This is a genomic window from Verminephrobacter eiseniae EF01-2 (genome assembly GCF_000015565.1).
GTDB lineage: Bacteria > Pseudomonadota > Gammaproteobacteria > Burkholderiales > Burkholderiaceae_C > Acidovorax > Acidovorax eiseniae.
This window is the reverse complement of the sequence record NC_008786.1, coordinates 5,320,894-5,343,030: the sequence shown is the minus strand read 5'-3', so window position 1 is coordinate 5,343,030 and position 22,137 is coordinate 5,320,894. Positions and strand designations below refer to the sequence as shown.

The following is a 22,137-nucleotide window of genomic DNA, read 5'->3' as shown; positions in this document are numbered from 1 at the left end:
TGGGGCATGGGGCAGGGGTTCGGGGCCTGATTTGTCCCTGCATTGACCGCTGCATTGGCCGCTGCGCATCGGCCCCCGTGCCTGAGCGCTCGATCAGCGGGCGCTCACGGTATGCGAACTGCGGTTTCGGGTTCATCGGGAAAGACCGCTTGCCACAGCGCCAGCACCGCATCCCGCTCGGCTTGCATGGCCGGCGGTGCCAGTTGCGTGGGCGCTTCGTCCAGCCGCGCCAGGTGCTGCGCGCGCCGCAGTGCGCGGTAGGCGTCGGCGGCGGCCTGGCCTGTGCCGGCGGGCAGCAGGCCGGCCCGTTCGGCCCGTTGCAGCAGCGCGATATTGCCCACGTTGTCGCGCAGCGCGGGGTGGGCGGCAGACTGCGATAGCACCAGGTACTGCACGGCAAACTCGGCGTCGACCATGCCGCCCGGGCTGTGCTTGACATCGAAGCGCCCGGCGGGCGTGGGATGGGCCGCCCGCACCCGCTCGCGCATGGCCACGATCTGTGCGCGCAAGGCCTGCGGTTCCCGCGCCGAGGTGATCACGGCTGTGCGCACTGCGTCGAAGCGCGCGCGCAAGGCCGGGCTGCCCATGACGCAGCGCGCCCGCGTCATCGCCTGGTGTTCCCAGGTCCAGGCGGTGTTGCTGCCGCGCTGCTGCTGGTAGTTGGCGTAGGCCTCGAAGCGGGTGACCAGCAGGCCCGAGTTGCCGTTGGGCCGCAGCGCGGTGTCGATTTCGTAGAGGTCGCCCTCGCCGGTCTTGACGGTCAGCCAGTTGATCAGCTTGCGCACCAAGGCCGCGTAGACCTCGGGCGCGCGCTCGTCGTCGTCGTCGAACACGAAGACGATGTCCAGGTCGCTGCCGTAGCCGAGTTCCTTGCCGCCGAGCTTGCCGTAGCCGATGACGGCAAACTGCGGTTGCTCGCGGTGGCGCGTCTTCAGGCGCTGCCAGCACCATTGGGCCGTGACGCGCAGCACGCTGTCGGCCAGCGCCGACAGGTCGTCGGCCACCTGCTCGACCGTGATGCGGCGCGCCACGTCGCGCGCCAATGTGCGGAAGGTCTCGGCATGTTGGGCGCGGCGCAGCAGGTTCAGCAGGGTTTCGTCGTCGTCCTCGCGCGTGGTTTGCAGCGCGGCCAGCCGCTGCGCCAGCTCGCGCTCGAAGTCGGCGACCACGAAGCGCTCGGCCAGCAGCGTGTCGCCCACCAGTTCGTCGATCACGCCCGGGTGTTGCAGCAGGTAGCGGGCGGGCCATTTGGCTGCGCCCAGTAGTTGCAGCAGTTGCTCGTGCACCGAGGGGCGCTCCAGCAGCAGCGCCAGGTAGCTTTCGCGGCGCAGCAGGGTTTCGAGCCAGTCGACCAGGCGCACGGCCGCTTCTGCGCTGACATGTCCTGCGTCCAGCCATTGCGCGCTGCGCTGCACCAGCCGGAACAGGCGCTCGCGCGTGTCGTCGCGCAGTCCGGCCACACGCGGGTGATGGCGCCATTCGGCCACGCGCTCGCGCAGGCCGGGCGGCAATTGCTCCAGCAGCGTTTGCAGTTCCGGCGGCGGCGCAACGCGCGGGCCGCCACAGCTGCCGCCATGGCATTGTTTTTTTTCCTGGCTGCCGAGCAAGCGGTCGAATTCTTGCGCCACCAGTTCCCGGTGCGCGTCGAGTTGGCGCAAAAAGGCGCGGCAGTCCTGGTAGTCCAGGGTGTGGGCAATCCAGGCCAGGTCGTCGTCGCGCGTGGGCAGCACATGGGTTTGCTGGTCGTCCAGGTACTGGATGCGGTGCTCGACCTGGCGCAGGAACACATAGGCCTGGGTCAGCGCTGCGGCGGTTTCCCGGGGCATCAGCGCGGCCTGGGCCAGCCGCTGCAAGGCCGCCAGCGTGGGGCGGCAGCGCAGTTCCGGGAACTGCCCGCCGCGCACCACTTGCAGCAGTTGCACGGTGAATTCGATTTCGCGGATGCCGCCGCGCGAGAGTTTCACGTCGTTGGCCCGCTCCGGGTGGCCGGCGCTGCGCTTGGCCGCATGCTCGCGAATCTGGCGGTGCAGCGTGCGCAGCGCAGCGAACACGCCGTAGTCCAGATACCGGCGGAACACGAAAGGCAGGACCACGCCGCGCAGCGCCTGCACTTCGAGGCTGACGATGCAGTCGCGCGGCGCCACCACGCGGCTCTTGAGCCAGGCAAAGCGCTCCCATTCACGGCCGTGCAGTTGCAGGTATTCCTCCAGCGCCGGCAACGACAGCGCCGCCGGGCCGCAGTTGCCATGGGGCCGCAATGCCAGGTCCACGCGGAACACGAAGCCGTGCTCGGTGGTTTCGCCCACCAGGCTGTAGATGGCTTTGACGGCGCGCGCGAAATACTCGTGGTTGGAGATGCGGCCCCGCCCGTCGGCCGTGCCGGCGGTCTCGCCATCGTGCTGATAGACATAGATCAGGTCGATGTCGCTGGAGACATTGAGCTCGCGCGCGCCGAGCTTGCCCATGCCGATGATCCACAGCGGCACCGGCTGGCCGTCAGGGCCGCAGGGCGCGCCGTGGCGCTGGTCCAGCTCTTGCCGGGCCTGGCGGCAGGCGCTGTCGAGCGCCAGTTCGGCCAGGGCGGTCATGGCCCGGGTGATCTGCTCCAGCGGCGCCCGGTCTTGGCAATCGAGCGCGATGAGCCGTTGCAGCACCAGTTGGCGCAGCACCCGCAGCGCGCCGCCGGTGTCGTAGCCGCGCGCGCGCAGCGCGTCGCAGGCCGCCGCCATCGTGGCCGGCACCGGCGCGCCCGGGGGCAGCAGCGGCAGTTCGCTGGCGTAGCGGCGCTGCAGGCGCTGGTACAGGCGCGATTGCCCGGCCCCTGGCACGAAGGCTGCTGCAGGTTCAGCGCGCGGCGATGGCATGGCGGCTGCGGCCGGACGCCGCCCGGGCAAGAACGCTGGCAGCGCGCGCAGCACCGATCATTCGTGCGCCTGCGCCCGGGCTGCGGGTGATAATTTCTGCCACATTCCCTCCCGCCATGATCGATCCCACTACGCCGCCTCCCTCACGCCTGCTGAAAACGGTGGCCGGTCTGGCGCGCTGGTCGCTGCGCTTGCTGCTCGCCTTTTGGCTGCTGCTGGCCATCATCTGGGGGGTGTTGCATGGCGCGATTGTGCCGCGAATCGGGGATTTTCGCCCGCAGTTGGAGGCGTATGCGGCCCGGACCCTGGGGGTTGCGGTCAGGATCGGCGCGGTGGCGGCCGCGACCGAGGGGCTGGTGCTTTCGATCGGACTCTCGGATGTGACCCTGCTGGACGCCGCAGGCCGCCCGGCGCTGCGCCTGCCCCGGGTGGTGCTGGCGCTGTCTGCGCGCTCGCTGCTCGATGCCGGGGTCGAGCAGCTTTTCATCGACCGGCCCGAGTTGGAGATACGGCGCACCAGCGACGGGCGCATACAGGTGGCGGGGCTGGAGTTTGCGCACGATGGCAGCGGGCGCAGCGCGGCCGCCGATTGGCTGTTTGCGCAGCGCGAGGTCTTCATCCAGGGCGGCACCGTGCGCTGGAGCGACGAGCAGCGCCAGGCCCCGGTGCTGGCGCTCAGCCAGGTCGATCTGGTGCTGCGCAACGGCAATTGGCAGCACCTGATGCGGCTGGACGCGACGCCGCCGCCGGCCTGGGGCGACAGATTCACCCTGGTCGGCCGGCTGCGCGCCTCGCTGCTGCACGCCCGCGATAGCAACTGGCGTTTTTGGAATGGCCAGTTGTTCGCCGATTTCGCGCGCGTCGATGTCTCGCAACTGCGCCACCATGCCGACTTGGGCGCGAATGTGGAGGTGGCCCGGGGCCGTGGGGCGCTGCGCGCCTGGGCCGATGTGCGCGACGGGCAGATCGTCGGCGGCACGGCCGACCTGGCGCTGGCCGATGTCGCCACCACGCTCGGCCCCGGCCTGCCGGCACTGGTGCTGCCATCGATCCAGGGGCGCCTGGGCGGACAGCGGTTGGCCGAGGGCTTCGAGTTTTTCGCCCAGGCCCTGCAGTTCCAGACCGACGACGGCCTGCGCTGGCCCGGCGGCAACCTGCGGCTGCTGCACAGTGCTGCCAGCGGCGCGCTGCCCGAGCAGGGCGAACTGCGCGCAGACCGGCTGGACTTGGCGGTGCTGGCGCAAATCGCCCGCCGGCTGCCGCTGGGCGCCACGGTGCATGAGGCCGTGCGCAGCCATGCGCCGCAAGGTCTGGTCGATCAGATCGAGGCCCGCTGGAAAGGCCCGCTCGATGGCCTGCGGCAATACCGGTTGCAGGCCAGCATCCGGGGGCTGGCGCTGGCCGCAGGCGCGCCGGGGGCGGCGCCGTCCCACCCCGGTCTGCGCGGGGCCATGGTGAGCATGAGCATGACCGAGACCGGCGGCCGGGCCGCCTTGCGCATCACCTCGGGCGCGCTGGTGTTGCCGGGCGTATGGGAAGACCCGGTGCTGCCGCTGGACCGGCTCAGCGCCGATGTGCACTGGCAGATTCAGGGCCAACGCATCGCCGTGCAGGCCCGGCAGGTGCAGTTTGCCAATGCCGACGCGCAAGGCCAGGCCCAGATCAGTTGGCATACCGGCGCCGCCCGGCGCGCGCGCTTTCCGGGGGTGTTGGACCTGACGGGCAGCCTGAGCCGCGCCGATGGCGCCCGCGTGCACCGCTACCTGCCGCTGGCAATAGAGCCGTCGGCGCGCCACTATGTGCGCCAGGCCGTCATCGCAGGCAGCGCCAGCCAGGTGCAATTTCGCGTCAAGGGCGACCTGCACGAGCTGCCATTCAACGACCCCAGGCAGGGCGAATTTCGCATCGCCGCGCGCGTCAAGGATGTCACTTACGCCTATGTGCCGCCCGCGTTGCAGCCTGCCGGCGCAGGGCTTTGGCCGGCGCTGACGCAACTCGGGGGCGAGTTGATCTTCGAGCGCTCGGGCATGCAGGTGCGCGGCGCCAGCGGCCGGCTGGCCGGTAGCCGGGGGCTGCAACTGTCCATGGTGGAGGCCCGAATTCCCGACCTGGAGCACACCGTGGTGGCCGTCAGCGCCGAGGCCCACGGCCCGCTGCCCGAACTGCTCCGGTTCGTCAACGACTCGCCGCTGGCCGGCATCACCGACAACGCGCTGGCGCACACCAGCGGCAGCGGCAACGCCGGCGTGCAACTGAGCCTGAGCCTGCCGATCGGCCAGATGCAACTGTCCAAGGTGCAGGGCAGCGTCACGCTGGCCGACAACGATGTGCGCATCACGCCAGACCTGCCCCCGCTGGGCCGCGTGCGGGGCATGGTGCAGTTCAGCGAAACCGGCTTTGCGCTCAGCAACCTGCAAGCCCAGGCGCTGGGCGGCACGGTGCGGCTCGAAGGCGGCATGCGCGCGCTGGCCGCGAACGCGCCGGCGAGCGAATCGGCCTTGCAGATCCGCGCCCAGGGCAGCGCCAGCGCCGAAGGTCTGCAACAGACCCCGCAACTGGGCCTGCTGTCCCGCCTGGCGCGCCGCGCCAGCGGCAGCACCGCCTACACCCTGGCGCTGACGCAGCGCCGGGGCGTGCCCGAGTGGCAACTGAGCAGCAGTTTGCAGGGCTTGGCGCTGGCGCTGCCGGCCCCGCTGGGCAAGCCGGCCGACAGCAGCCTGCCGCTGCGCTTCGACACCCGGGTGGCGCGCGAATCGCTGACCGGGCTGGCCAACGCCGGCGCCGCACCGCCGCTGCGCGAGCGCATCACGCTGGACCTGGGCACGGTGGGCAGCGCCAGCTATCTGCAAGACCTGAGCGGCCCCCAGGCCCGCGTGCTGCGCGGCGCCATCGGCATCGGGCTGGCCCCGGGAGAAGCGGCGCCGCAGCCGGCCCAGGGCGTGGCCGCCCACATGCGTTTCGATCAGGGCCGGCTCGATGTCGATGCGTGGCGGGCGGTGCTGGCGCAGGCGACAGAGCCATCTGCCCACGGCGCAACGCCCGGCCTGGCGCAGGCTTGGCTGCCCACCACGCTGGCGCTGCGCGCACGCGCGCTGACACTGCAAGGCCGCACGCTGCACAACCTCGTCGCCAGGGTGCAGCGCGAGGGCGCCACCTGGCGCGCCAACCTGCATGCCAGCGAACTCGAAGGCTATCTGGAATACCGCCCGCCCGGCGGCTCCACCGAGTACGCCGACGGCCTGGTGTTTGCCCGCCTCGCGCGCGCGCGCATGCCGCCCGGCGAGGTGGCCCAGGCGCAGTCCCGGGTCGGGGCCTTGCCCGATGCCCAGCCCGGTCAATCCGGTCAATCCGGACCGTTGGGCAACCTGCCGGCGCTGGACATCGTGGTCGAGGATTTCGAGATGCGCGGAAAACGCCTGGGACAGTTGGAAATGCAGGCGCGCAACCAGGGCACTGACGGCGGCGACGCGGGCCTGCAACGCGAATGGCGCCTGACCCGGTTCAACCTGCTGACGCCCGAGGCGAGCTTGAGCGCCCAAGGCAACTGGGCCCGGTTGAACGCGACCGGGCCTGGCGCCGGCCCCCGGCCCGCCGAGCGGCGCACGGCGCTCAGCTTCGAGCTCGACATCCGCGACGCGGGCGCGCTGCTCGAACGCCTGGGGCTGGCCCATGTGGTGCGCCACGGCAAGGGGCTGCTGCAAGGCCGGGTGGCCTGGCTCGGCGCGCCGTTCAACCCCGACTACCGCAGCATGACGGGCCAGACGCACCTGAACATCGAATCCGGCCAGTTCCTCAAGGCCGACCCGGGCCTGGCCAAACTGCTGGGCGTGCTCAGCCTGCAATCGCTGCCGCGGCGCCTGACACTGGACTTTCGCGACGTGTTCAGCGAAGGCTTTGCCTTCGACTTCGTGCGCGGCGACCTGCGCATAGAGCAGGGCGTGGCCAGCACCAACAACCTGCAAATGAAAGGCGTCAATGCCGCCGTGCTGATGGAAGGCAGTGCCGACATCGCCCACGAAACGCAGAACCTGCGCGTGGTGGTGGTGCCCGAGATCGATGCGATGACCGCATCGCTGGTGGCCACGGCCATCAATCCGGTGCTCGGACTGGGCAGTTTCCTGGCCCAGATGTTTCTGCGCGGCCCGCTGATCGAGGCCGCCACCAAGGAGTTTCACATCGACGGCAGTTGGACCGACCCGCAGGTCGTGCGCGTGCCGCGCCAGGGCCGCCAGGGTCGCCCGGTGACCGACGCCAACCCGGCCGGCAGCAACGCCAGCCCCTCCGGTAGCGACCCCCGCCCCTCTGACGGCAACACCGGCCCCGCCGGCAGCGACATCCGCCCCGCCAGCCCCCCCGCGACAGCCGGAGCACCCTCATGAAGCCGCCGGCCCTGGCGCAGCGCCTGCCGTGAGCGCCGCCCGGCCGCCCGAAGGCGCTCACACCGTAGCCGAAGGCGAAGGTATTCCAGCGAGCGTCGCCCGGCCGCCCGAAGGCGCTCACACCGTAGCCGAAGGCGAAGGTACTCCAGCGAACGCCGCCCGGCCGCCCGAAGGCGCTCACACCGCAGCCGAAGGCGAAGGTACTCCAGCGAGCGCCGCCCGGCCGCCCGAAGGCGCTCACACCGCAGCCGAAGGCGAAGGTACTCCAGCGAACGCCGCCCGGCCGCCCGAAGGCGCTCACACCGCAGCCGAAGGCGAAGGTACTCCAGCGAGCGCCGCCCGGCCGCCCGAAGGCGCCCACACCGCAGCCGAAGGCGAAGGTACTCCAGCGAGCGCCGCCTGGCCGCCCGAAGGCGCTCACACCGCAGCCGAAGGCGAAGGTATTCCAGCGAGCGCCGCCCGGCCACCCGAAGGCGCTCACACCGTAGCCGAAGGCGAAGGTATTCCAGCAAGCACCGCCGGGCGGCGCACCCTGCTGCAACGCTGGCGCGGCGCATGGCGGCGCTGGTCGCTGTGGACGGCGCTGGTGCTGCTGGTGTGCGCCATGCTCGCCATCCTGGTGTGGCTGGCCGGGCGCTACGAAGCCAGCCAGGTGCAGTCGCAACTCGAACACGATGCGGCCGCTGCCGTCTCCGACATCCGCACCGCTCTGACACGCAACCTGCAAAGCCTGCAGGCGCTGACCGCCGGCAACCCGGGCCCACTGGCCTGGGAGGCCCAGGCGGCCGACCTGCTGCGCCAGCGCCGCGAACTGGTGCGCATCGAATGGCGCGACGCCGAACTGCGCCTGCGCACCCATGTGCAGTCGCCCTATCGCCCGACGGCCTGGGACCAGCGGCTGCGCGACAGCGGCCAGCCGGACTTGGGCATCACCTGCGCCAACGCCCGCCACCTGGGCCAGCCGGCGTACTCCGACAGCTACTTTCGGCCCCATGGCGACGGCCTGGGCTCGGAAATGATGGAACTGTGCCTGCCCTTGAGCGCAGGCGGGCGCAGCACCGGCTTTCTGCTGGCCACCTACGCCTTGCATGGCATGTTGGCGAACCTGGTGGAACACCACCTCACGCGCAGCCAGGACATCTCATTTGCCGAAACCGACGGCACGCGCCTGGCCACGCTGGGCCAGGCGCGCCGGGGCCTGCACCGATTCAGCGCGCAGCATCTGCTGGATCTGCCGGGCAACACGCTGGTGCTGCGCATGGACGGCTGGCACAGCGCGCCGAGCCTGTTTCCGAACGTGCTCACCGCGCTGGTGACCACGCTGTCGATCGCGCTGGTGACCGTGCTCGTGGTGCTGGTGCGCGACAACCGCCGCCGCCTGCGCGCCGAACGCGACCTGGCCGACGCGCTGGCCTTTCGCAAAGCCATGGAAGACTCGCTGGTCACCGGCTTGCGCGCGCGCGACCTGCAAGGGCGCATCACCTACGTCAACCCGGCCTTTTGCGAAATGGTGGGCTTTGGCGCCGCCGAACTGATGGGGCACAGCCTGTCGGCCCCCTACTGGCCGCCCGAGCGGGTGCAGGAATACCGCCAGCGCCAGGCGACCCGTTTTGCCGGCTCGATGCCGCCGCGCGCGGGCTTCGAGTCCGAGTTCATGCGCAAGGACGGCACCCGGTTTGCCGTGCTGATCATCGAAGCCCCGCTGATCAACGCCCAAGGCCAGCACACCGGCTGGATGAGCGCGTTTCTCGACATCAGCGAACAGCGCCGGGTCGAAGAACTCTCGCGCGCCTCGCAAGAACGCCTGCAGGCCAGCGCCCGGCTGGCCACGGTGGGGGAAATGGCGTCGCTGCTCAGCCATGAACTGAACCAGCCGCTGGCCGCCATCGCCAGCTACGCCAATGGCTCGCTGAACCTGCTCGGGCCTGCCCGCCCGGGCGCCAGCGTCGGGCCGGACGCGCTGCAAGACCTGCGCATGGCGATGCAGCAAATCGCCCGCCAGGCCGAACGCGCCGGCCGCGTCATCAAAAGCGTGCACGACTTCGTGCGCCGCCGCGACCAGTCCCGCGAAGCCGTGCACGCGCAGCAACTGCTCGACGCCATCTTGCCGCTGGTGAGCCTGCAAGCGCGCAAACTCGGCGTGCGCGTGCACACCAGCGTGGAGCCGGCGCTGGCCCCGGCCCTGTGCGACCGGACGATGGTCGAGCAGGTGCTGCTGAACCTGGCGCGCAACGCCATGCAAGCCATGGACGACCCCGCAGTGCGCACGCGCGTGCTCGACATCCGGGTGCGCCGCGCGGCCACCCGGCGGCACAGCGGCTGGCTGGAATTTACCGTCACCGACCTGGGCACCGGCATCCCGCCGGAAGTGGTGCAAAAACTCTTCACCCCCTTTTTCACCACCCGCCCGGAAGGCATGGGCCTGGGCCTGAGCATGTGCCGCACGGTGATCGAGCAGCACGGCGGTTGGCTCGGCTTGGCCCCGCATGGGCCGCGTGGTACGGTATGCAGCTTCGTGCTGCCTGCCGCAGCCGCCTCGCCCCCTGCACCGATCCCCGCCTTGCCGCAAACCTGATGGAACCCGTATTCGACGCCACCGTGTACATCGTCGACGACGACGCCGGCGTGCGCGACGCGCTGGCCTGGCTGCTGCGTTCGCGCAGACTGCCCAGCGAATCGTTCGCCAGCGCCGAAGCCTTCGACGCCATGCTGCAAAGCCACCCGCCCCGGCGCCAGCCCTGCTGCCTGCTGCTGGACATGCGCATGCCGGGCATGAGCGGGCTGGCGCTGTTCGACCTGTTGGCACAGCGCGGCGACCTCGGCACCCTGCCGGTGATCTTTCTGACCGGCCATGCCGATGTGCCCACCGCCGTGGACACCGTCAAGCGCGGCGCCTTCGATTTTTGCGAAAAACCCTTCTCCGACAACGCGCTGGTCGACCGCATCGAACAGGCCCTGGCCGAGTCGGCCCGGCGCCTGGCGCAACTGCGCGAGCGCAGCGACCTGCAACTGCGGCTGCGCGAACTGACCGAACGCGAGCGCGACGTGCTCGACCGGGTGGTGGCAGGCATGCCCAACAAACTGATCGCCGACCAACTGGAAATCAGCGTGCGCACGGTGGAAGTGCACCGCGCGCGCGTGTTCGACAAAATGCAGGTCAAGTCGGCCGTGGAACTGGCCAACCTGCTGCGCATCGGAGGCTGATTCCATTCCTGAACCATCCGCATCCGTGCCCTGCGTCGGCGCCGCTTGCCGTGCATGGGCACTGTCGGCGCTGCGCCTTTGCGTTCACGAACGATGGAGCAATGGAACGAACCAGCCCATGCGCTCAGGGCGCCGGCGGCCGGTTGTCGTCATCGTCCGCAGGCGGCTCGGGCTCGCCACCCTTGCGGCCACAGAACATGGTCCACCAGACGATCGCCAGCAACAGCACCAGCGCCAGCAATGCTTCGAGCAAAATCAGCCCCATGACATCCACACTCCTGCGCCTTGTATCGACAGCGCTGATTGTAGGAACGCTGGCCGCCTGCTCCACGCCCACGCCGCCCGGCCCCGGCCCGGCCCGGCCCGAAACCATCCCCCCCGCGCTGTCGCCGGATGACACAGCCCCCTTGCCAGCGCCGATGGCGCAGCCCAAGAGCCGCTGGATCCCGGTGCGCTGGGCCGAACTGCCGGGCTTTGCCGAAGACGCATTGCATGAAGCCTGGAACGCCTGGATCAAGAGCTGCGAGCGCCCCGCGCCCGCGTTCATCGCCCTGTGCCGCGAACTGCGGCCGCTGAGTCTGGCCAACGCCGACGAGCAGCGCGCCTGGCTGATCGCGCGGCTGCAGCCCTACCGCATCGAAGCGACCGACGGCAACGCCGATGGCCTGCTGACCGCGTACTACGAACCGACGATGGATGCGGCACGCCAGCGCGGCAACGGCTTTGCCGTGCCGATCTACCGGACGCCTGACGGGCTGGACACGCGCAAACCCTGGTACACGCGCCAGCAGATCGACACCCTGCCCGAAGCGCAGGCCGCGCTGCAAGACCGGGCCATCGCCTGGCTGCGCGACCCGGTCGAGGCCATGGTGCTGCATATCCAGGGCTCGGGCCGGCTGCGCATCACCGAGCCCGACGGCACCGTCTCGCTGGTGCGGGTGGCCTACGCCGGCACCAACGACCAGCCCTACCAAAGCCCGGGCCGCTGGCTGCTCGACCAGGGCCTGACACGCGACGCGACCTGGCCCGGCATCCGCGCCTGGCTCGCCATCAACCCCGAGCGCCGCAACGAACTGCTGTGGAGCAACCCGCGCTACACCTTCTTTCGCGCAGAGCCGCTCGACGCACTCGACGCCAGCTTCGGCCCGCGCGGCGCGCAAGGCGTGCCGCTGACGCCCGGGCGCTCGATCGCGGTGGACCGCCAAAGCATCCCCTACGGCACCCCGGTATGGCTGGCCTCCAGCGGCCCGCAGTTGCAACTGCACCGGATGGTGCTGGCGCAAGACACGGGCAGCGCCATCCTGGGCGCCGTGCGCGCGGACTTCTTCACCGGCTGGGGCCCCGAGGCCGGCGCCGTCGCCGGACGCCTCAAGCAAAGCCTGCGATTGTGGGCGCTCTGGCCACGCTGACAGTGACAGCGGCAGGGGGATCGAGGCTGGCGCCGTTGCGCTCGAACCGGCAGGGCGCTCTGGCCATGCTGTCTGCATCCACGCCCCTTCGGGTCGTGCCGGTGTCGCAGCCAACGATGCGGACCGTGCGCTGCGTGCGCTGGTACACCGGGGCCTGGGTACACCGGGGCCTGCTGGCGCCCATGCCGGCGCATCGGTGTGCTTGCACCATCCCTATGGCCTGCCCCGACCGGTTTTCCGGTTCGCGCAGTGCCTTCTTCCCTCGAAAATGCCGTCCGCCGGCGTCGATTTCCGCATCGGGACCGATGGCAATCAGTGACACTGTGCGAAAGAATGAAAAGGAATTTCAATTCTGCCAAACAGAACTGATAGAACTGATAGAACTGATGGGATGACGGCATAGCGACTGAAAGGAGACGGACATGGGTATGCAACGACGCTCCTTGGCGATCGTGGCGGCGGCCTTGCTGGCCTGCGCGGCTGCCGTGCCTGCCATGGCGCAGGGCTACCCAAGCAAGCCCATCCGCTTCGTGGTCGGGTTCAGTGCAGGCAACTCCATCGATTCGGTGGCGCGCATCATTGGCCAGCATCTGTCCACAAAACTAGTGTCGTGTCACCGATCAGATGTCGTAGGCTGCGCGCAGCCATCGGAGCGTAGCGCAAGGCGCAGCGCGCAGCCAATACCGAGCGTATTGGCAAGCGATGCAACGCCGCGATGCGCTTCGATGGCCAGCGCAGACCGACAGATGATCGGTGACGCGACACTAGGGCAGCCGGTGCTGGTGGACAACAAGACGGGAGCGAATGGCATGCTCGCGGCCACCGAGGTCGCGCGCTCGCCGCCCGACGGATACACGGTGCTGATCAGCAACTCGAGCACCATCACGGTCAACCCGTTGCTCTACCAAAAGATGGGCTACGAGCCGAAGAAGGACTTCGTTCCGGTTTCGCTGATGGTCTCGGTTCCGTTCATCCTGACGGTCAATCCCCAAAAAGGCCCGATAGGCACCGTGCCTACGCTGCAGGGCATGTTGGATCTGGCCCGGGCCAAGCCGGGCGCCTACTCCTACGGGTCTGCCGGGAGGGGCAATCTCACGCAACTGGGCTTCGAACTGCTCAACGGCATGGCCGGCGTGAACATGACCCATGTGGCCTATCGAGGCTCCGCCCCTGCGCAGGTGGCTCTGCTGGGCGGCGAGGTGGACGCCGCGTTCGACAACCCGTCGGCGGTCCCGAAGATCGAGGCCGGGCAACTGCGCGCGCTGGCCGTGACCTCCGCCCAGCGCTGGCATGAACTGCTCGACGTGCCGGCCATCGCGGAGGCCGGCTACCCGGGCTTCGACATCTCGTTCTGGGTCGGCGCTCTCGTGCCCGCGCAGACGCCCGCGCCCATCGTGAACGCCCTGTCCGAGGCCATCGCCGCCGTGGCGCACGATCCGGCGGCCAAGGCCCGGCTGGAGCAGCAAGGAAACATCCGCATGCTCGGCCCCAAGCGTTTCGCCGAGCAGATCGACGAAGAGACGGCGAAATACGCGCAAGTGATCCGCCAGGCAGGCATCAAACTGGACTGAACTGCGGCATATGCGCGGGCCGATCGCGCAGGGGCGGGGTGGAAAAAGTCCCACGCCACCGGGACAACGGCAAACGGCCGGCTCGTCGACCCGACGCCCTCGAACGTACCGATGAGGAGACTATCTTGAACCCCCTGCTTCCCAACCTTCGCCTGCAATGCGCCATGAATCTGTCGGCGCAACCGAATGCCAAATATGGTGAGCGGCAGCAAGCGATACTCGGCGGACAAGCCTATCTGCGTGCGGAGCAGCAAATCAAGCGCTGGCCGGTGCTTACGCCGTCAGCCACCTGCGTGCGGCAGCATCGGTGGTGTTTGGAGCCTACTGGTTGAGTGGCAAGCATCGGCGGACAGGTTCAATCGGCATCGTGGGCGCCGGTATCATCGCCCGCAACATCATCGACATGTTCATTGCAGACGACTGGCACATCGCGTCCGTTGTTGTGCATGATCTGGATGGCATCGCCGCCCAGGCGATGGCAACTCATGTTGCGCGACGCGGTGGCATGGTGGCATCGACATTGGACGATGCATTGATCTGTGATGTAGTGGTGTTTGCCACCACTGCCAGAGCACCTTACGTGGTACCTCCTCAGCAGTTTCATCATGTGCATCAGATCGTACTGAACGTCTCGCTACGCGACCAAGCGCCCGAGATCATCCTGCAGTGCACGAACATCGTTAACGACGTCGACCACTGCTTGAAGGTATCTACATCGCCTCACCTCGCTGAAGAGCGCGTGGGCCACCGCGATTTCATCCACGGCACGTTGACCGAATTGATCCTCGGTGAGGTGATGCTTCGGTCGGACAGGTTGCGGATATTTTCACCTTTCGAAGTGGGGATTCTGGACTTGGCCGTAGGCCTTGACATCTTTGACCAAGCCAGTGCCAGGAAACTGGTACGGGAGATGCCAGGATTTTTGCCGAGACCACACGCTGACAGGCCCCAACCTGACGTGTTGACAGATAAGATACGCTTGGCCACGAAACCTTCACCCATCAGACAACCGGAACCACTTACAGGTTAACCATGCTCAAAACCGAATCGATTGCCGCCGACAACCCCCGCCTGCAGGTTCACGACTGGCCACCCGTGGCAGCGTTCGAGCAATTCACGCCCGAGGTGAATGCCTTCCTCGCGCTGCCTGCCGAACAACAGCGACAACGCCTGCTGGCTTTGCGTGGAGACCATGACTCGCATGGGGCGCTGATCAACAGTTGTCTGGGTGTGATCTATGCCTATGTCTATGGCTACAAGGACAGCCCGGTGTACTTGCGTGCTGATGTCGAACTGGAGACCCGGTTGCTAGGTGCCAAGCTGATTCTTGAAGAGGAGATGATCCATGTCTGGTTGCCACCGTACGACCTGCCACGCTTCACTGACCAGCGTGCACTGGCCGATTTTCTCGACGACTTCATTGTCAATCCACAACTCAATGTGGGCGTGTACCACGAATTCTGGGAATACATCCGCGACGAGGCCAGCTACGAAGGCATGCGCGAATTCCTGCGTCTGGTGTTGTGCCGCACCGAGATCGTCGACGACGAGTGCGCACTGCTCTTGGTCGGCCTGCAGGGCAATCTGAAGAAGGTGATGTGCTCCAACCTGTGGGATGAATGCGGCAATGGTGCGCTGCCCCGGTTTCACACCTACTGGCTGCGGCGCCTTCTGGAACGCACCAACGATTGGGAGGGTTTACCAGAATACCGTCGATCCAACCAGAAACCGTGGTCATCGGGGGTGCTGTCGAACATGTTCAACGTGCTATTGACGCGGCCCGGCTACAAGCTGCGTGCCTACGGTTGCTTTCTGATCACCGAGTCCTGGGTAGAGCCTCATTTCGTGCGCATCCTCGACGGCCTAAAGCGTGTTGGCCTGGATCACGACGATGTGTCGGTGTATTTCCAAACGCACGTCAAGATTGATCCACAGCATACGGCCGAGTTGATCGAAGCGTTGCGGCACCAAACCCCGGCACTGCAGCCCGTCGAGATTGACGAGATCATGCATGGTGTAGGCTTGGCGCTCTCCGGCGCTATCAGCCAGTACCGTGGTGTGTTGGCGCACCTGCGTGCAGTCGACCGCCGAGCCAGCATTTATCCGCAACTGGACCTGGTGACATGCGACTGAGCCGCGCGGCCGTACACCGGGCCGCTTGAGACCCGAGGACTCGAACGATGGAACAATTCTCCATGCTGGGCTATGTGACCGTGGTGTCGATGATGGTACTTACGCCAGGGCCCAATATCGCCATCATTCTTCAATCCGTGGTGACGCGCAGCGCGCGCAGCGGCTTCGGCAACCTGTTCGGCATTGTTGGCGGCTTCTACTTCCACGCGCTGTGTTCCACGGTGGGCCTGACGCTGCTGCTAAAACAGTCACCCACGATGTACGCGGTGGTCAAGACCCTTGGTGCCTGCTACCTCGTCTACCTGGGCATCAATAGCCTGGTGCAGGCTGCGCGTACCCGAAGAATGCCGGCTGCGCAGCCGGTAAACACTGCCGCCAACACGCGGCCAACACACGGCGCTGTGCTCGAAGGCTTCATCACCAACGTGCTCAACCCCAAAGTCGGGCTGTTTTACCTGGCAATTTTCCCGCAATTCATAGGGCCGCAGGACTCGGTGCCATTGCGATCGTTGCTACTCGTCACCATCCATGCCCTGTTCGCGTTGGGCTGGTACTCGATCCTGATCCTGTCGTTTGAGCGCTACCGCTCCCGACTCGGTGGCGCGTCGATGGTGATGCTGGCGCGGGTTGTTATCGGGGTTGTGCTGGTGGGCTTGGGTCTGCGGGTGCTGTTGTCTTGATCCACCATGAACTACTTCACGTTCGACCTGGGCAGCACACTCGCCGCACCGATACCGGCCACCAATGCATAGCGGCGCGCAGTGCACGCTTCGGTGGGATACATCCATCCGAGTGACAGCCGCCGTGGCTTTGCTCTTGGTGCGCCGGGGGTAACCCATCTTGGCCATGGCGCTGCCGATGACGCGCTTGGCTGCGGGTGACGCCAGCGCACCGTAATTCGCGCCGGTGCTTGTCACTGCCGGTCGTGCCGCCGCAGCAGGGGTCTCGAGCGTTCCCTACCTGCTCCTGGTCCGGCGGATGGCCCGGCGCTTGGCATGCGGCAGGGCCGCCGGTGCCAGCGTGGCGATGATGTGGCGAAAGAAGCGTTCCACCATGTTCAGCCACGAGGCCGAGGCCGGTCTGATGTGTATGTGCAAACGCGGGTGCCTAGTGTCGCGTCACCGATCAGATGTCGTAGGCTGCGCGCAGCCATCGGAGCGCAGCGCAAGGCGCATCGCGCAGCCCATACCGAGCTGTATTGGCAAGCGATGCAACGCCGCGATGCGCTTCGATGGCCAGCGCAGACCGACAGATGATCGGTGACGCGACACTAGGCCCTGTCGACCGGCAAGGCACTGCGGAGATCAACGGCTGCTCGATGGCCCGGGGCCGCGGCCAGCCAGATGACGGAAAGTGATGCGCCCTTTGGACAGGTCGTAGGGCGACATCTCCAGCGACACTTTATCGCCCGCCAGGATGCGGATATGGTGCTTGCGCATCTTGCCACCGGTGTAGGCGATCAGTTGGTGACCGTTGTCCAGGGTTACGCGAAAGCGCGAGTCGGGCAGGACTTCGGTCACCGAGCCCTGCATTTCGATCAATTCTTCTTTGGCCATTTTTTATCTCTTCAAAACAGATGTTCCGCAATCGGCGCCTGAACGCTCGATGCGTCCACCACGGCCGTCATGACGACAGGAATCGGCACGCGGTGCATTGTTGACGCAGGAATCAGGCACAGGGCCGACAGCGTTCGTGGGCCGGCAAAGCGCTGTGCAAAGCCGGTCGATTGTATCGTGGCGCACCCTGCTTGGCGCCGACGGTACGGGTCGGTACGGGTTAGTCATAGGTTTCCAGGCCCGGGCCTCGGGGTATATTTTCGGTTTGATTGTTTCAAGCCTCAACGAAGGGACCCCACCATGAGCACTCGCCGCATCGTCCTCAGCCGCAGCGCCGCCATCGTGGGCGCCGCTGCCACAGGCTGGTTGCTGCCGGCCACGGCGGGCGCGCAAAGCGCCAAGCTGCGTGTGGGCCTGATGCTGCCGTACACCGGCACCTACGCCCAACTCGGGGTGGCCGTCGAAAACGGTGTGCGCATGGCCATCGACCAGCAAGGCGGCAAGCTCGGTGGGCGCGAGATCGAGTGGTTCAAGGTCGACGACGAGTCCGAGCCCAGCAAGGCGGTGGAAAACGCCAGCAAACTGGTGCAGCGCGACAAGGTGCAGGTGCTGATCGGCACGGTGCATTCGGGCGTGCAAATGGGCATTCAGAAGGTGGCACGCGAGACCGGCGTGCTCAGCCTGATCCCCAACGCCGGCGCGCATGCGGCCACCCGGGCATTGTGCGCCCCGAATGTGTTCCGCACCTCTTTCACCAACGCGCAGATCACGCTGGCGCTGGGTCCGGCGATGGTCGCAAGAGGCCACAAAAAGGCCGTCTGGATCACCTGGAAGTACGCTGCCGGCGAGGAAGCCTTCGAGGGTTTCAAGCAAAGCTATCCGGCTGCCGGTGGCAGCATCATCAAGGAACTGGGCCTGCCCTTTCCGAACGTCGAATTCCAGGCCCTGCTGACCGAGATCGCGGCCTTGCAGCCCGATGCCGTGGCCTGCTTTTTTGCCGGCGGCGGCGCTGCCAAGTTCATCCGCGACTACGCCGCTGCGGGTCTGAAGGACAAGATTGCGCTGTATGGCTCGGGCTTCCTCACCGAAGGGGTGCTCGACGCCGCAGGCCCTGCCGCCGACGGCATCATCACCACGATGCACTACAGCGACTCGCTGGACACGCCGCGCAACAAGCAATTTCGCATGGAGTACGCCAAGGCTTTCCGCAGCCAGCCCGATGTGTATGCGATGCAGGGCTATGACACCGGCCTGCTGCTGGTGCACGGGGCCAATGCCGTCCAGGGCGACATGGAGGCCAAGCCAGCGCTGTACCGGGCGCTGGAGAGCGCCGTGATCGACAGCCCACGCGGCCGATGGACCATGAGCCGCGCCCACAACCCGGTGCAGGACATTTATCTGCGCCGGGTCGAGAACATGGAAAACAAGGTGATCGGCGTGGCCGCCAAGGCCCAGGCCGACAGTGGTGCCGGGTGCCGGATGGGCTAAGACCCAAGATCGGCTACGCGCGTGCCCGGCCGCAGGGCACATGCCGGGCATGCGGCGTCTGTCGCGCCCGGACTCAGGGTGCCCTACACTCCCTCCGCCATGGACTTCGCCACCTTTCTGATCCAGTTGCTCAACAGTGTGCAGTACGGTCTGGTGCTGTTCATGCTCGCGGCGGGTCTGACGCTGATTTTCGGGATCATGGGCGTGGTGAATCTGGCCCACGGCAGCTTCTACATGCTGGGCGCATACCTGGCGTATGCACTGACGGGCTACTTTGGCAGCCTGGCTTGGGCGATTGCCGTGGGTGCCGTGCTGGCCATGGTTTTTGGTCTGGCGCTGGAGTGGCTGTTGTTTCGCCATTTCCATTGCCGCGACCACCTCGACCAGGTGTTGCTGACCTTCGGTCTGATCTACATCTTTGAAGATCTGCGCTCCATCCTGTGGGGCGATGCGGTCCATGGTGTCGCCATTCCAGAGCCGCTTGCGGCCTCGATACCGCTGACCGACATCCTCTCGTACCCGCTGTACCGCTTGTTCATCTGCGGCATCTGCCTTGCGCTGGCGCTGGGCCTGTACCTGCTGATCGCCAAGACCCGCCTGGGCATGAAAATCCGCGCCGGCGCCTCCAACCCCGATATGGCCCAGGCGCTGGGCGTGAACACCCGGCTGATCCACTCCATCGTGTTCGCGCTGGGCGTGACCCTGGCCATGGTCGCGGGCATGGCGATGGCGCCGGTATCGAGCGTCTATCCCGGCATGGGCTCATCGGTGCTCATCATGTGCTTTGTGGTGGTGGTGATCGGCGGCATCGGGTCGGTGCGCGGCGCATTCATCTCCGCGCTGCTGGTCGGTCTGGTCGACACCTTTGGCAAGGTGCTGCTGCCACAGATCGCCGGCATGCTGGTCTACATGTTGATGGCCGCCGTGCTGCTGTACAAACCCGAAGGTCTGTTCAAGCAATGAGCACCGCGCGCGCGCATATCGAGGTACTGCCCCGCAGTGTGCAGTTGGCGCTGGCCTTGGGCCTGCTGGCCCTGCTGCTGTTCCCGCTGGTGGGCAGCGACTTTTATCTGCAGATGGTCACGCGCATGATGATCATGGCCATTTTTGCGATGAGCCTGGACCTGCTGCAGGGCGTGACCGGCCTGGTGTCGCTCGGTCATGCGGCCTTTTTTGGCGTCGCGGGCTACGCCCTGGCCTGGTTCACGCCGAGCGACATGCCGGTCAGCCTGTGGTGGTCGCTGCCGCTGGCGATCGCGGCTGCGGGGCTGCTTGCATTGCTGATCGGCTGCTTCGTGGTTCGCACCCGGGGCATCTACTTCATCATGGTCACGATGGCCTTTGCCCAGATGCTGTTTTACCTGTTCTTTGACAACCGGCTGCTGGGCGGCTCGGACGGTCTGTTCATCCAATTTCGACCCGACGCCAGCATCCTGGGCTGGCTGCCGTTCGATCTCGAAGTGCGCACGACCTTTTATTACTTCACGCTGACGCTGCAAGTCGCGGTCTATGTGCTGCTGCGCCGGCTGCTCTGGAGCCCGTTCGGCCGGGCGCTGGCAGGCATCCGCATCAACGGGCAGCGCATGCGCGCCCTGGGCTTCGGCACGCACGGCTACCAACTCGCGGCATTCACGCTGGCGGGCGCGCTGGCGGGCCTGGCCGGCTATCTGTTGGGCGCGCAAACCGGCCATGTGACCCCCGAGATGATGGGCTTTCACATGAGCGCCCACGCCCTCATGATGCTCATCCTGGGCGGCATGGGCAACTTTGCCGGCGCCATGATCGGCGCGTTTGCTTTCGAGTACTTGCTGCATCTGTTCCAGGACCTGAGCAACAAGCATTGGCAATCGCTGATGGGCGGCTTCATCGTGCTGGTGGTACTGGCCGCTCCGCGCGGATTGCTCGGTCTGCTGGGGCTGCTCGGCCAGCGGAGCGCCGGGCCGCAGCAGTCACAGGGGCCGGGGCATGGCTGAAGTGCTGCTGCGCGCGCACCAACTGACCCGGCGCTTCGGCGGACTGGCCGCCGTCAATGGCGTGTCGGTGCAACTGTGGCGCGGCTGCATACATGCCGTGATCGGCCCCAACGGCGCCGGCAAGTCCACCCTGACCAACCTGCTCTCGGGCGAGATGCCCCCCACCTCGGGCCAGGTGCAACTGGGCAGCACCGACGTGACGGGCTGGGCGCCCGAACGCATCGCGCGCCAGGGCCTGGGGCGCAGCTACCAGAAGGTGAACCTCTTTTTGCCGTTCACGGTGCATGAAAACATACGCTTGGCGGCCCAGTCGCGCGCTGCGCAGCAACCCTGGAACCCGCTGCATTGGTGCGCCGATACGCGCCGGGACACGATCAAGAACAGGGCCATCGGCGAACGGGTCGCAAGCGTCATGGAGCTGGCGGGCCTGAAGGACCGGCGCAACGCCAGCGCCGGCACGCTGAGCCACGGCGAGCAGCGGCAGTTGGAGATCGCGATGACCCTGGCCACCGAGCCGCAGGTGCTGCTGCTCGATGAACCCCTGGCCGGCATGGGTGTGGCCGAGGCCGAACGCATGGTGCAACTGCTGCAAGACCTCAAACCCGCCCATGCCATCATGCTCGTGGAGCACGACATGGATGCCGTGTTTGCGCTCGCCGAGCAGATCACGGTGATGGTCAATGGCCAGGTCATCGCCCATGGCACACCGGCCCAGGTGCGCGCCGACGCGGCGGTGCAGACCGCTTACCTCGGGCAAGACCACTGAAGATGAGCCAGACCAAGCCCCAGGGCATGCCATGGATCGAGGCCCGTGGCATCCACAGCTTCTACGGCAACAGCCATATCCTGCATGGCGTGGACCTGTGCGTCGGCGCAGGCGAGACCATTGGCCTGATGGGCCGCAACGGCATGGGCAAAAGCACCTTGCTCAAGTCGCTGATGGGGCTGGTCCGGCCGCGCTCGGGCAGCGTGCTTATCGCAGGCCGCGACATGACCGGCCGGCCGACCTATGAAATCGCGCGCCGGGGCATCGCCTACGTGCCCGAAGGCCGGGGCATCTTCGGCAACCTCAGCGTGCTCGAAAACCTGCAAATGGCCGCCCGCGCCGGCACACGGGGCCAGTGCGACTGGAACTGTGAGCGCGTGCTGCAAACCTTCCCGCGTCTGGCGCAGCGCCTGGGCCATGGCGGCCAGCAGCTCAGCGGCGGCGAGCAGCAAATGCTGACCATAGGCCGCGCGCTGATGACCAACCCCGATGTGCTCATCCTCGACGAGGCCACCGAGGGCCTGGCCCCGCTGATCGCCCACGAGATCTGGCGCATCTGCAGCCTGATCAAGGCCAGCGGCATCAGCAGCGTGATCGTCGACAAGAACTGGAGACAGGTCACGCAGATCACCGACCGCAACATCATCCTGGTCAAGGGCCAGGTGGTGTTCGCGGGCAGTTCGGCAGCACTGCAGGCGCAGCCGGAACGATTGGCGCAGTACCTGGGGGTGTGATGCAAAGCGCCGCGTCAACCGACGCCGGCCCGCCTGCGCCCGTTTTTCCCCGTCTGCATG

The 22,137-nt window shown here is 67.1% G+C and carries 19 protein-coding genes; 14 read left to right on the top strand and 5 right to left on the bottom strand.

Annotated features, from left to right (window positions below; all coding sequences use genetic code 11):
• Positions 1–104: 104 nt before the first annotated feature.
• On the bottom strand, positions 105–2,864 hold the full coding sequence (gene glnE / locus VEIS_RS23420; RefSeq protein ID WP_011812501.1) for a bifunctional [glutamate--ammonia ligase]-adenylyl-L-tyrosine phosphorylase/[glutamate--ammonia-ligase] adenylyltransferase: 2,760 nt from the start codon (positions 2,862–2,864) through the stop codon (positions 105–107).
• Between the two features lie 116 nt (positions 2,865–2,980).
• On the opposite strand from glnE, the gene VEIS_RS23415 reads away from it, so the two are divergent.
• The 3 genes from VEIS_RS23415 to VEIS_RS23405 all read left to right on the top strand — a co-directional run bounded on the left by VEIS_RS23415 (position 2,981) and on the right by VEIS_RS23405 (position 10,447).
• Positions 2,981–7,243: a YhdP family protein gene (locus tag VEIS_RS23415; protein WP_011812500.1), complete on the top strand. Its 4,263-nt coding sequence runs from the start codon at positions 2,981–2,983 to the stop codon at positions 7,241–7,243.
• 502 nt (positions 7,244–7,745) lie between these two features.
• Positions 7,746–9,818, top strand: coding sequence for a two-component system sensor histidine kinase NtrB (locus VEIS_RS23410; RefSeq protein WP_049774117.1), 2,073 nt, complete (start codon positions 7,746–7,748; stop codon positions 9,816–9,818).
• The gene (locus tag VEIS_RS23405) at positions 9,818–10,447 is read left to right on the top strand and encodes a response regulator transcription factor (RefSeq protein WP_011812498.1); all 630 of its coding nucleotides are present in this window, start codon (positions 9,818–9,820) and stop codon (positions 10,445–10,447) included. The genes VEIS_RS23410 and VEIS_RS23405 overlap by 1 nt, the downstream gene beginning before the upstream one ends.
• A gap of 124 nt (positions 10,448–10,571) precedes the next feature.
• Here VEIS_RS23405 and VEIS_RS30045 read toward each other — a convergent pair whose 3' ends face one another.
• Positions 10,572–10,712 (bottom strand): hypothetical protein, encoded by a 141-nt coding sequence (locus VEIS_RS30045; RefSeq protein ID WP_198137928.1) that lies wholly within the window; start codon positions 10,710–10,712, stop codon positions 10,572–10,574.
• On the opposite strand from VEIS_RS30045, the gene mltA reads away from it, so the two are divergent.
• Positions 10,645–11,856, top strand: coding sequence for a murein transglycosylase A (gene mltA, locus VEIS_RS23400; RefSeq protein WP_198137927.1), 1,212 nt, complete (start codon positions 10,645–10,647; stop codon positions 11,854–11,856). The genes VEIS_RS30045 and mltA overlap by 68 nt on opposite strands.
• A gap of 576 nt (positions 11,857–12,432) precedes the next feature.
• On the opposite strand, the gene VEIS_RS30040 is transcribed toward mltA, so the two are convergent.
• On the bottom strand, positions 12,433–12,621 hold the full coding sequence (locus tag VEIS_RS30040; RefSeq protein ID WP_198138089.1) for a hypothetical protein: 189 nt from the start codon (positions 12,619–12,621) through the stop codon (positions 12,433–12,435).
• Between VEIS_RS30040 and VEIS_RS23395 the strand changes: the two genes are divergently transcribed.
• From VEIS_RS23395 to VEIS_RS23380, 5 genes are all read left to right on the top strand, one after another.
• Entirely contained in the window at positions 12,603–13,427 is an 825-nt protein-coding gene (locus VEIS_RS23395) for a Bug family tripartite tricarboxylate transporter substrate binding protein (protein WP_232287788.1), read from the top strand. The genes VEIS_RS30040 and VEIS_RS23395 overlap by 19 nt on opposite strands.
• A gap of 125 nt (positions 13,428–13,552) precedes the next feature.
• Entirely contained in the window at positions 13,553–13,759 is a 207-nt protein-coding gene (locus VEIS_RS29370; protein WP_157048650.1) for a hypothetical protein, read from the top strand.
• Positions 13,756–14,457, top strand: coding sequence for a hypothetical protein (locus VEIS_RS25035; RefSeq protein WP_232287787.1), 702 nt, complete (start codon positions 13,756–13,758; stop codon positions 14,455–14,457). Before VEIS_RS29370 ends, VEIS_RS25035 begins: the two co-directional genes overlap by 4 nt.
• 2 nt (positions 14,458–14,459) lie before the next feature.
• The gene (locus VEIS_RS23385) at positions 14,460–15,560 is read left to right on the top strand and encodes an iron-containing redox enzyme family protein (protein WP_011812495.1); all 1,101 of its coding nucleotides are present in this window, start codon (positions 14,460–14,462) and stop codon (positions 15,558–15,560) included.
• A gap of 47 nt (positions 15,561–15,607) precedes the next feature.
• Positions 15,608–16,240: a LysE family translocator gene (locus tag VEIS_RS23380; protein ID WP_011812494.1), complete on the top strand. Its 633-nt coding sequence runs from the start codon at positions 15,608–15,610 to the stop codon at positions 16,238–16,240.
• A gap of 438 nt (positions 16,241–16,678) precedes the next feature.
• Here VEIS_RS23380 and VEIS_RS27305 read toward each other — a convergent pair whose 3' ends face one another.
• A complete protein-coding gene (locus VEIS_RS27305) occupies positions 16,679–16,831 on the bottom strand; it encodes a hypothetical protein (RefSeq protein WP_157048417.1) in 153 nt (50 codons plus the stop codon).
• A gap of 33 nt (positions 16,832–16,864) precedes the next feature.
• On the bottom strand, positions 16,865–17,116 hold the full coding sequence (infA, locus tag VEIS_RS23375; protein ID WP_011812493.1) for a translation initiation factor IF-1: 252 nt from the start codon (positions 17,114–17,116) through the stop codon (positions 16,865–16,867).
• A 300-nt stretch (positions 17,117–17,416) separates the two neighbouring features.
• Here infA and VEIS_RS23370 point away from each other — a divergent pair, with 300 nt between their 5' ends.
• The 5 genes from VEIS_RS23370 to VEIS_RS23350 all read left to right on the top strand — a co-directional run bounded on the left by VEIS_RS23370 (position 17,417) and on the right by VEIS_RS23350 (position 22,077).
• Positions 17,417–18,604, top strand: a complete 1,188-nt coding sequence (locus VEIS_RS23370; protein WP_011812492.1) for an ABC transporter substrate-binding protein — start codon at positions 17,417–17,419, stop codon at positions 18,602–18,604.
• Positions 18,605–18,703: 99 nt separating this feature from the next.
• The gene (locus tag VEIS_RS23365) at positions 18,704–19,567 is read left to right on the top strand and encodes a branched-chain amino acid ABC transporter permease (RefSeq protein ID WP_041950309.1); all 864 of its coding nucleotides are present in this window, start codon (positions 18,704–18,706) and stop codon (positions 19,565–19,567) included.
• Positions 19,564–20,577 carry a branched-chain amino acid ABC transporter permease gene (locus VEIS_RS23360; RefSeq protein WP_011812490.1) on the top strand — a complete coding sequence of 338 codons (1,014 nt, stop codon included), beginning with the start codon at positions 19,564–19,566 and terminating at the stop codon, positions 20,575–20,577. Before VEIS_RS23365 ends, VEIS_RS23360 begins: the two co-directional genes overlap by 4 nt.
• Positions 20,570–21,343 (top strand): ABC transporter ATP-binding protein, encoded by a 774-nt coding sequence (locus VEIS_RS23355; protein WP_011812489.1) that lies wholly within the window; start codon positions 20,570–20,572, stop codon positions 21,341–21,343. The genes VEIS_RS23360 and VEIS_RS23355 overlap by 8 nt, the downstream gene beginning before the upstream one ends.
• Before the next feature lie 2 nt (positions 21,344–21,345).
• A complete protein-coding gene (locus VEIS_RS23350) occupies positions 21,346–22,077 on the top strand; it encodes an ABC transporter ATP-binding protein (protein WP_011812488.1) in 732 nt (243 codons plus the stop codon).
• The last annotated feature ends 60 nt before the right edge of the window (positions 22,078–22,137 follow it).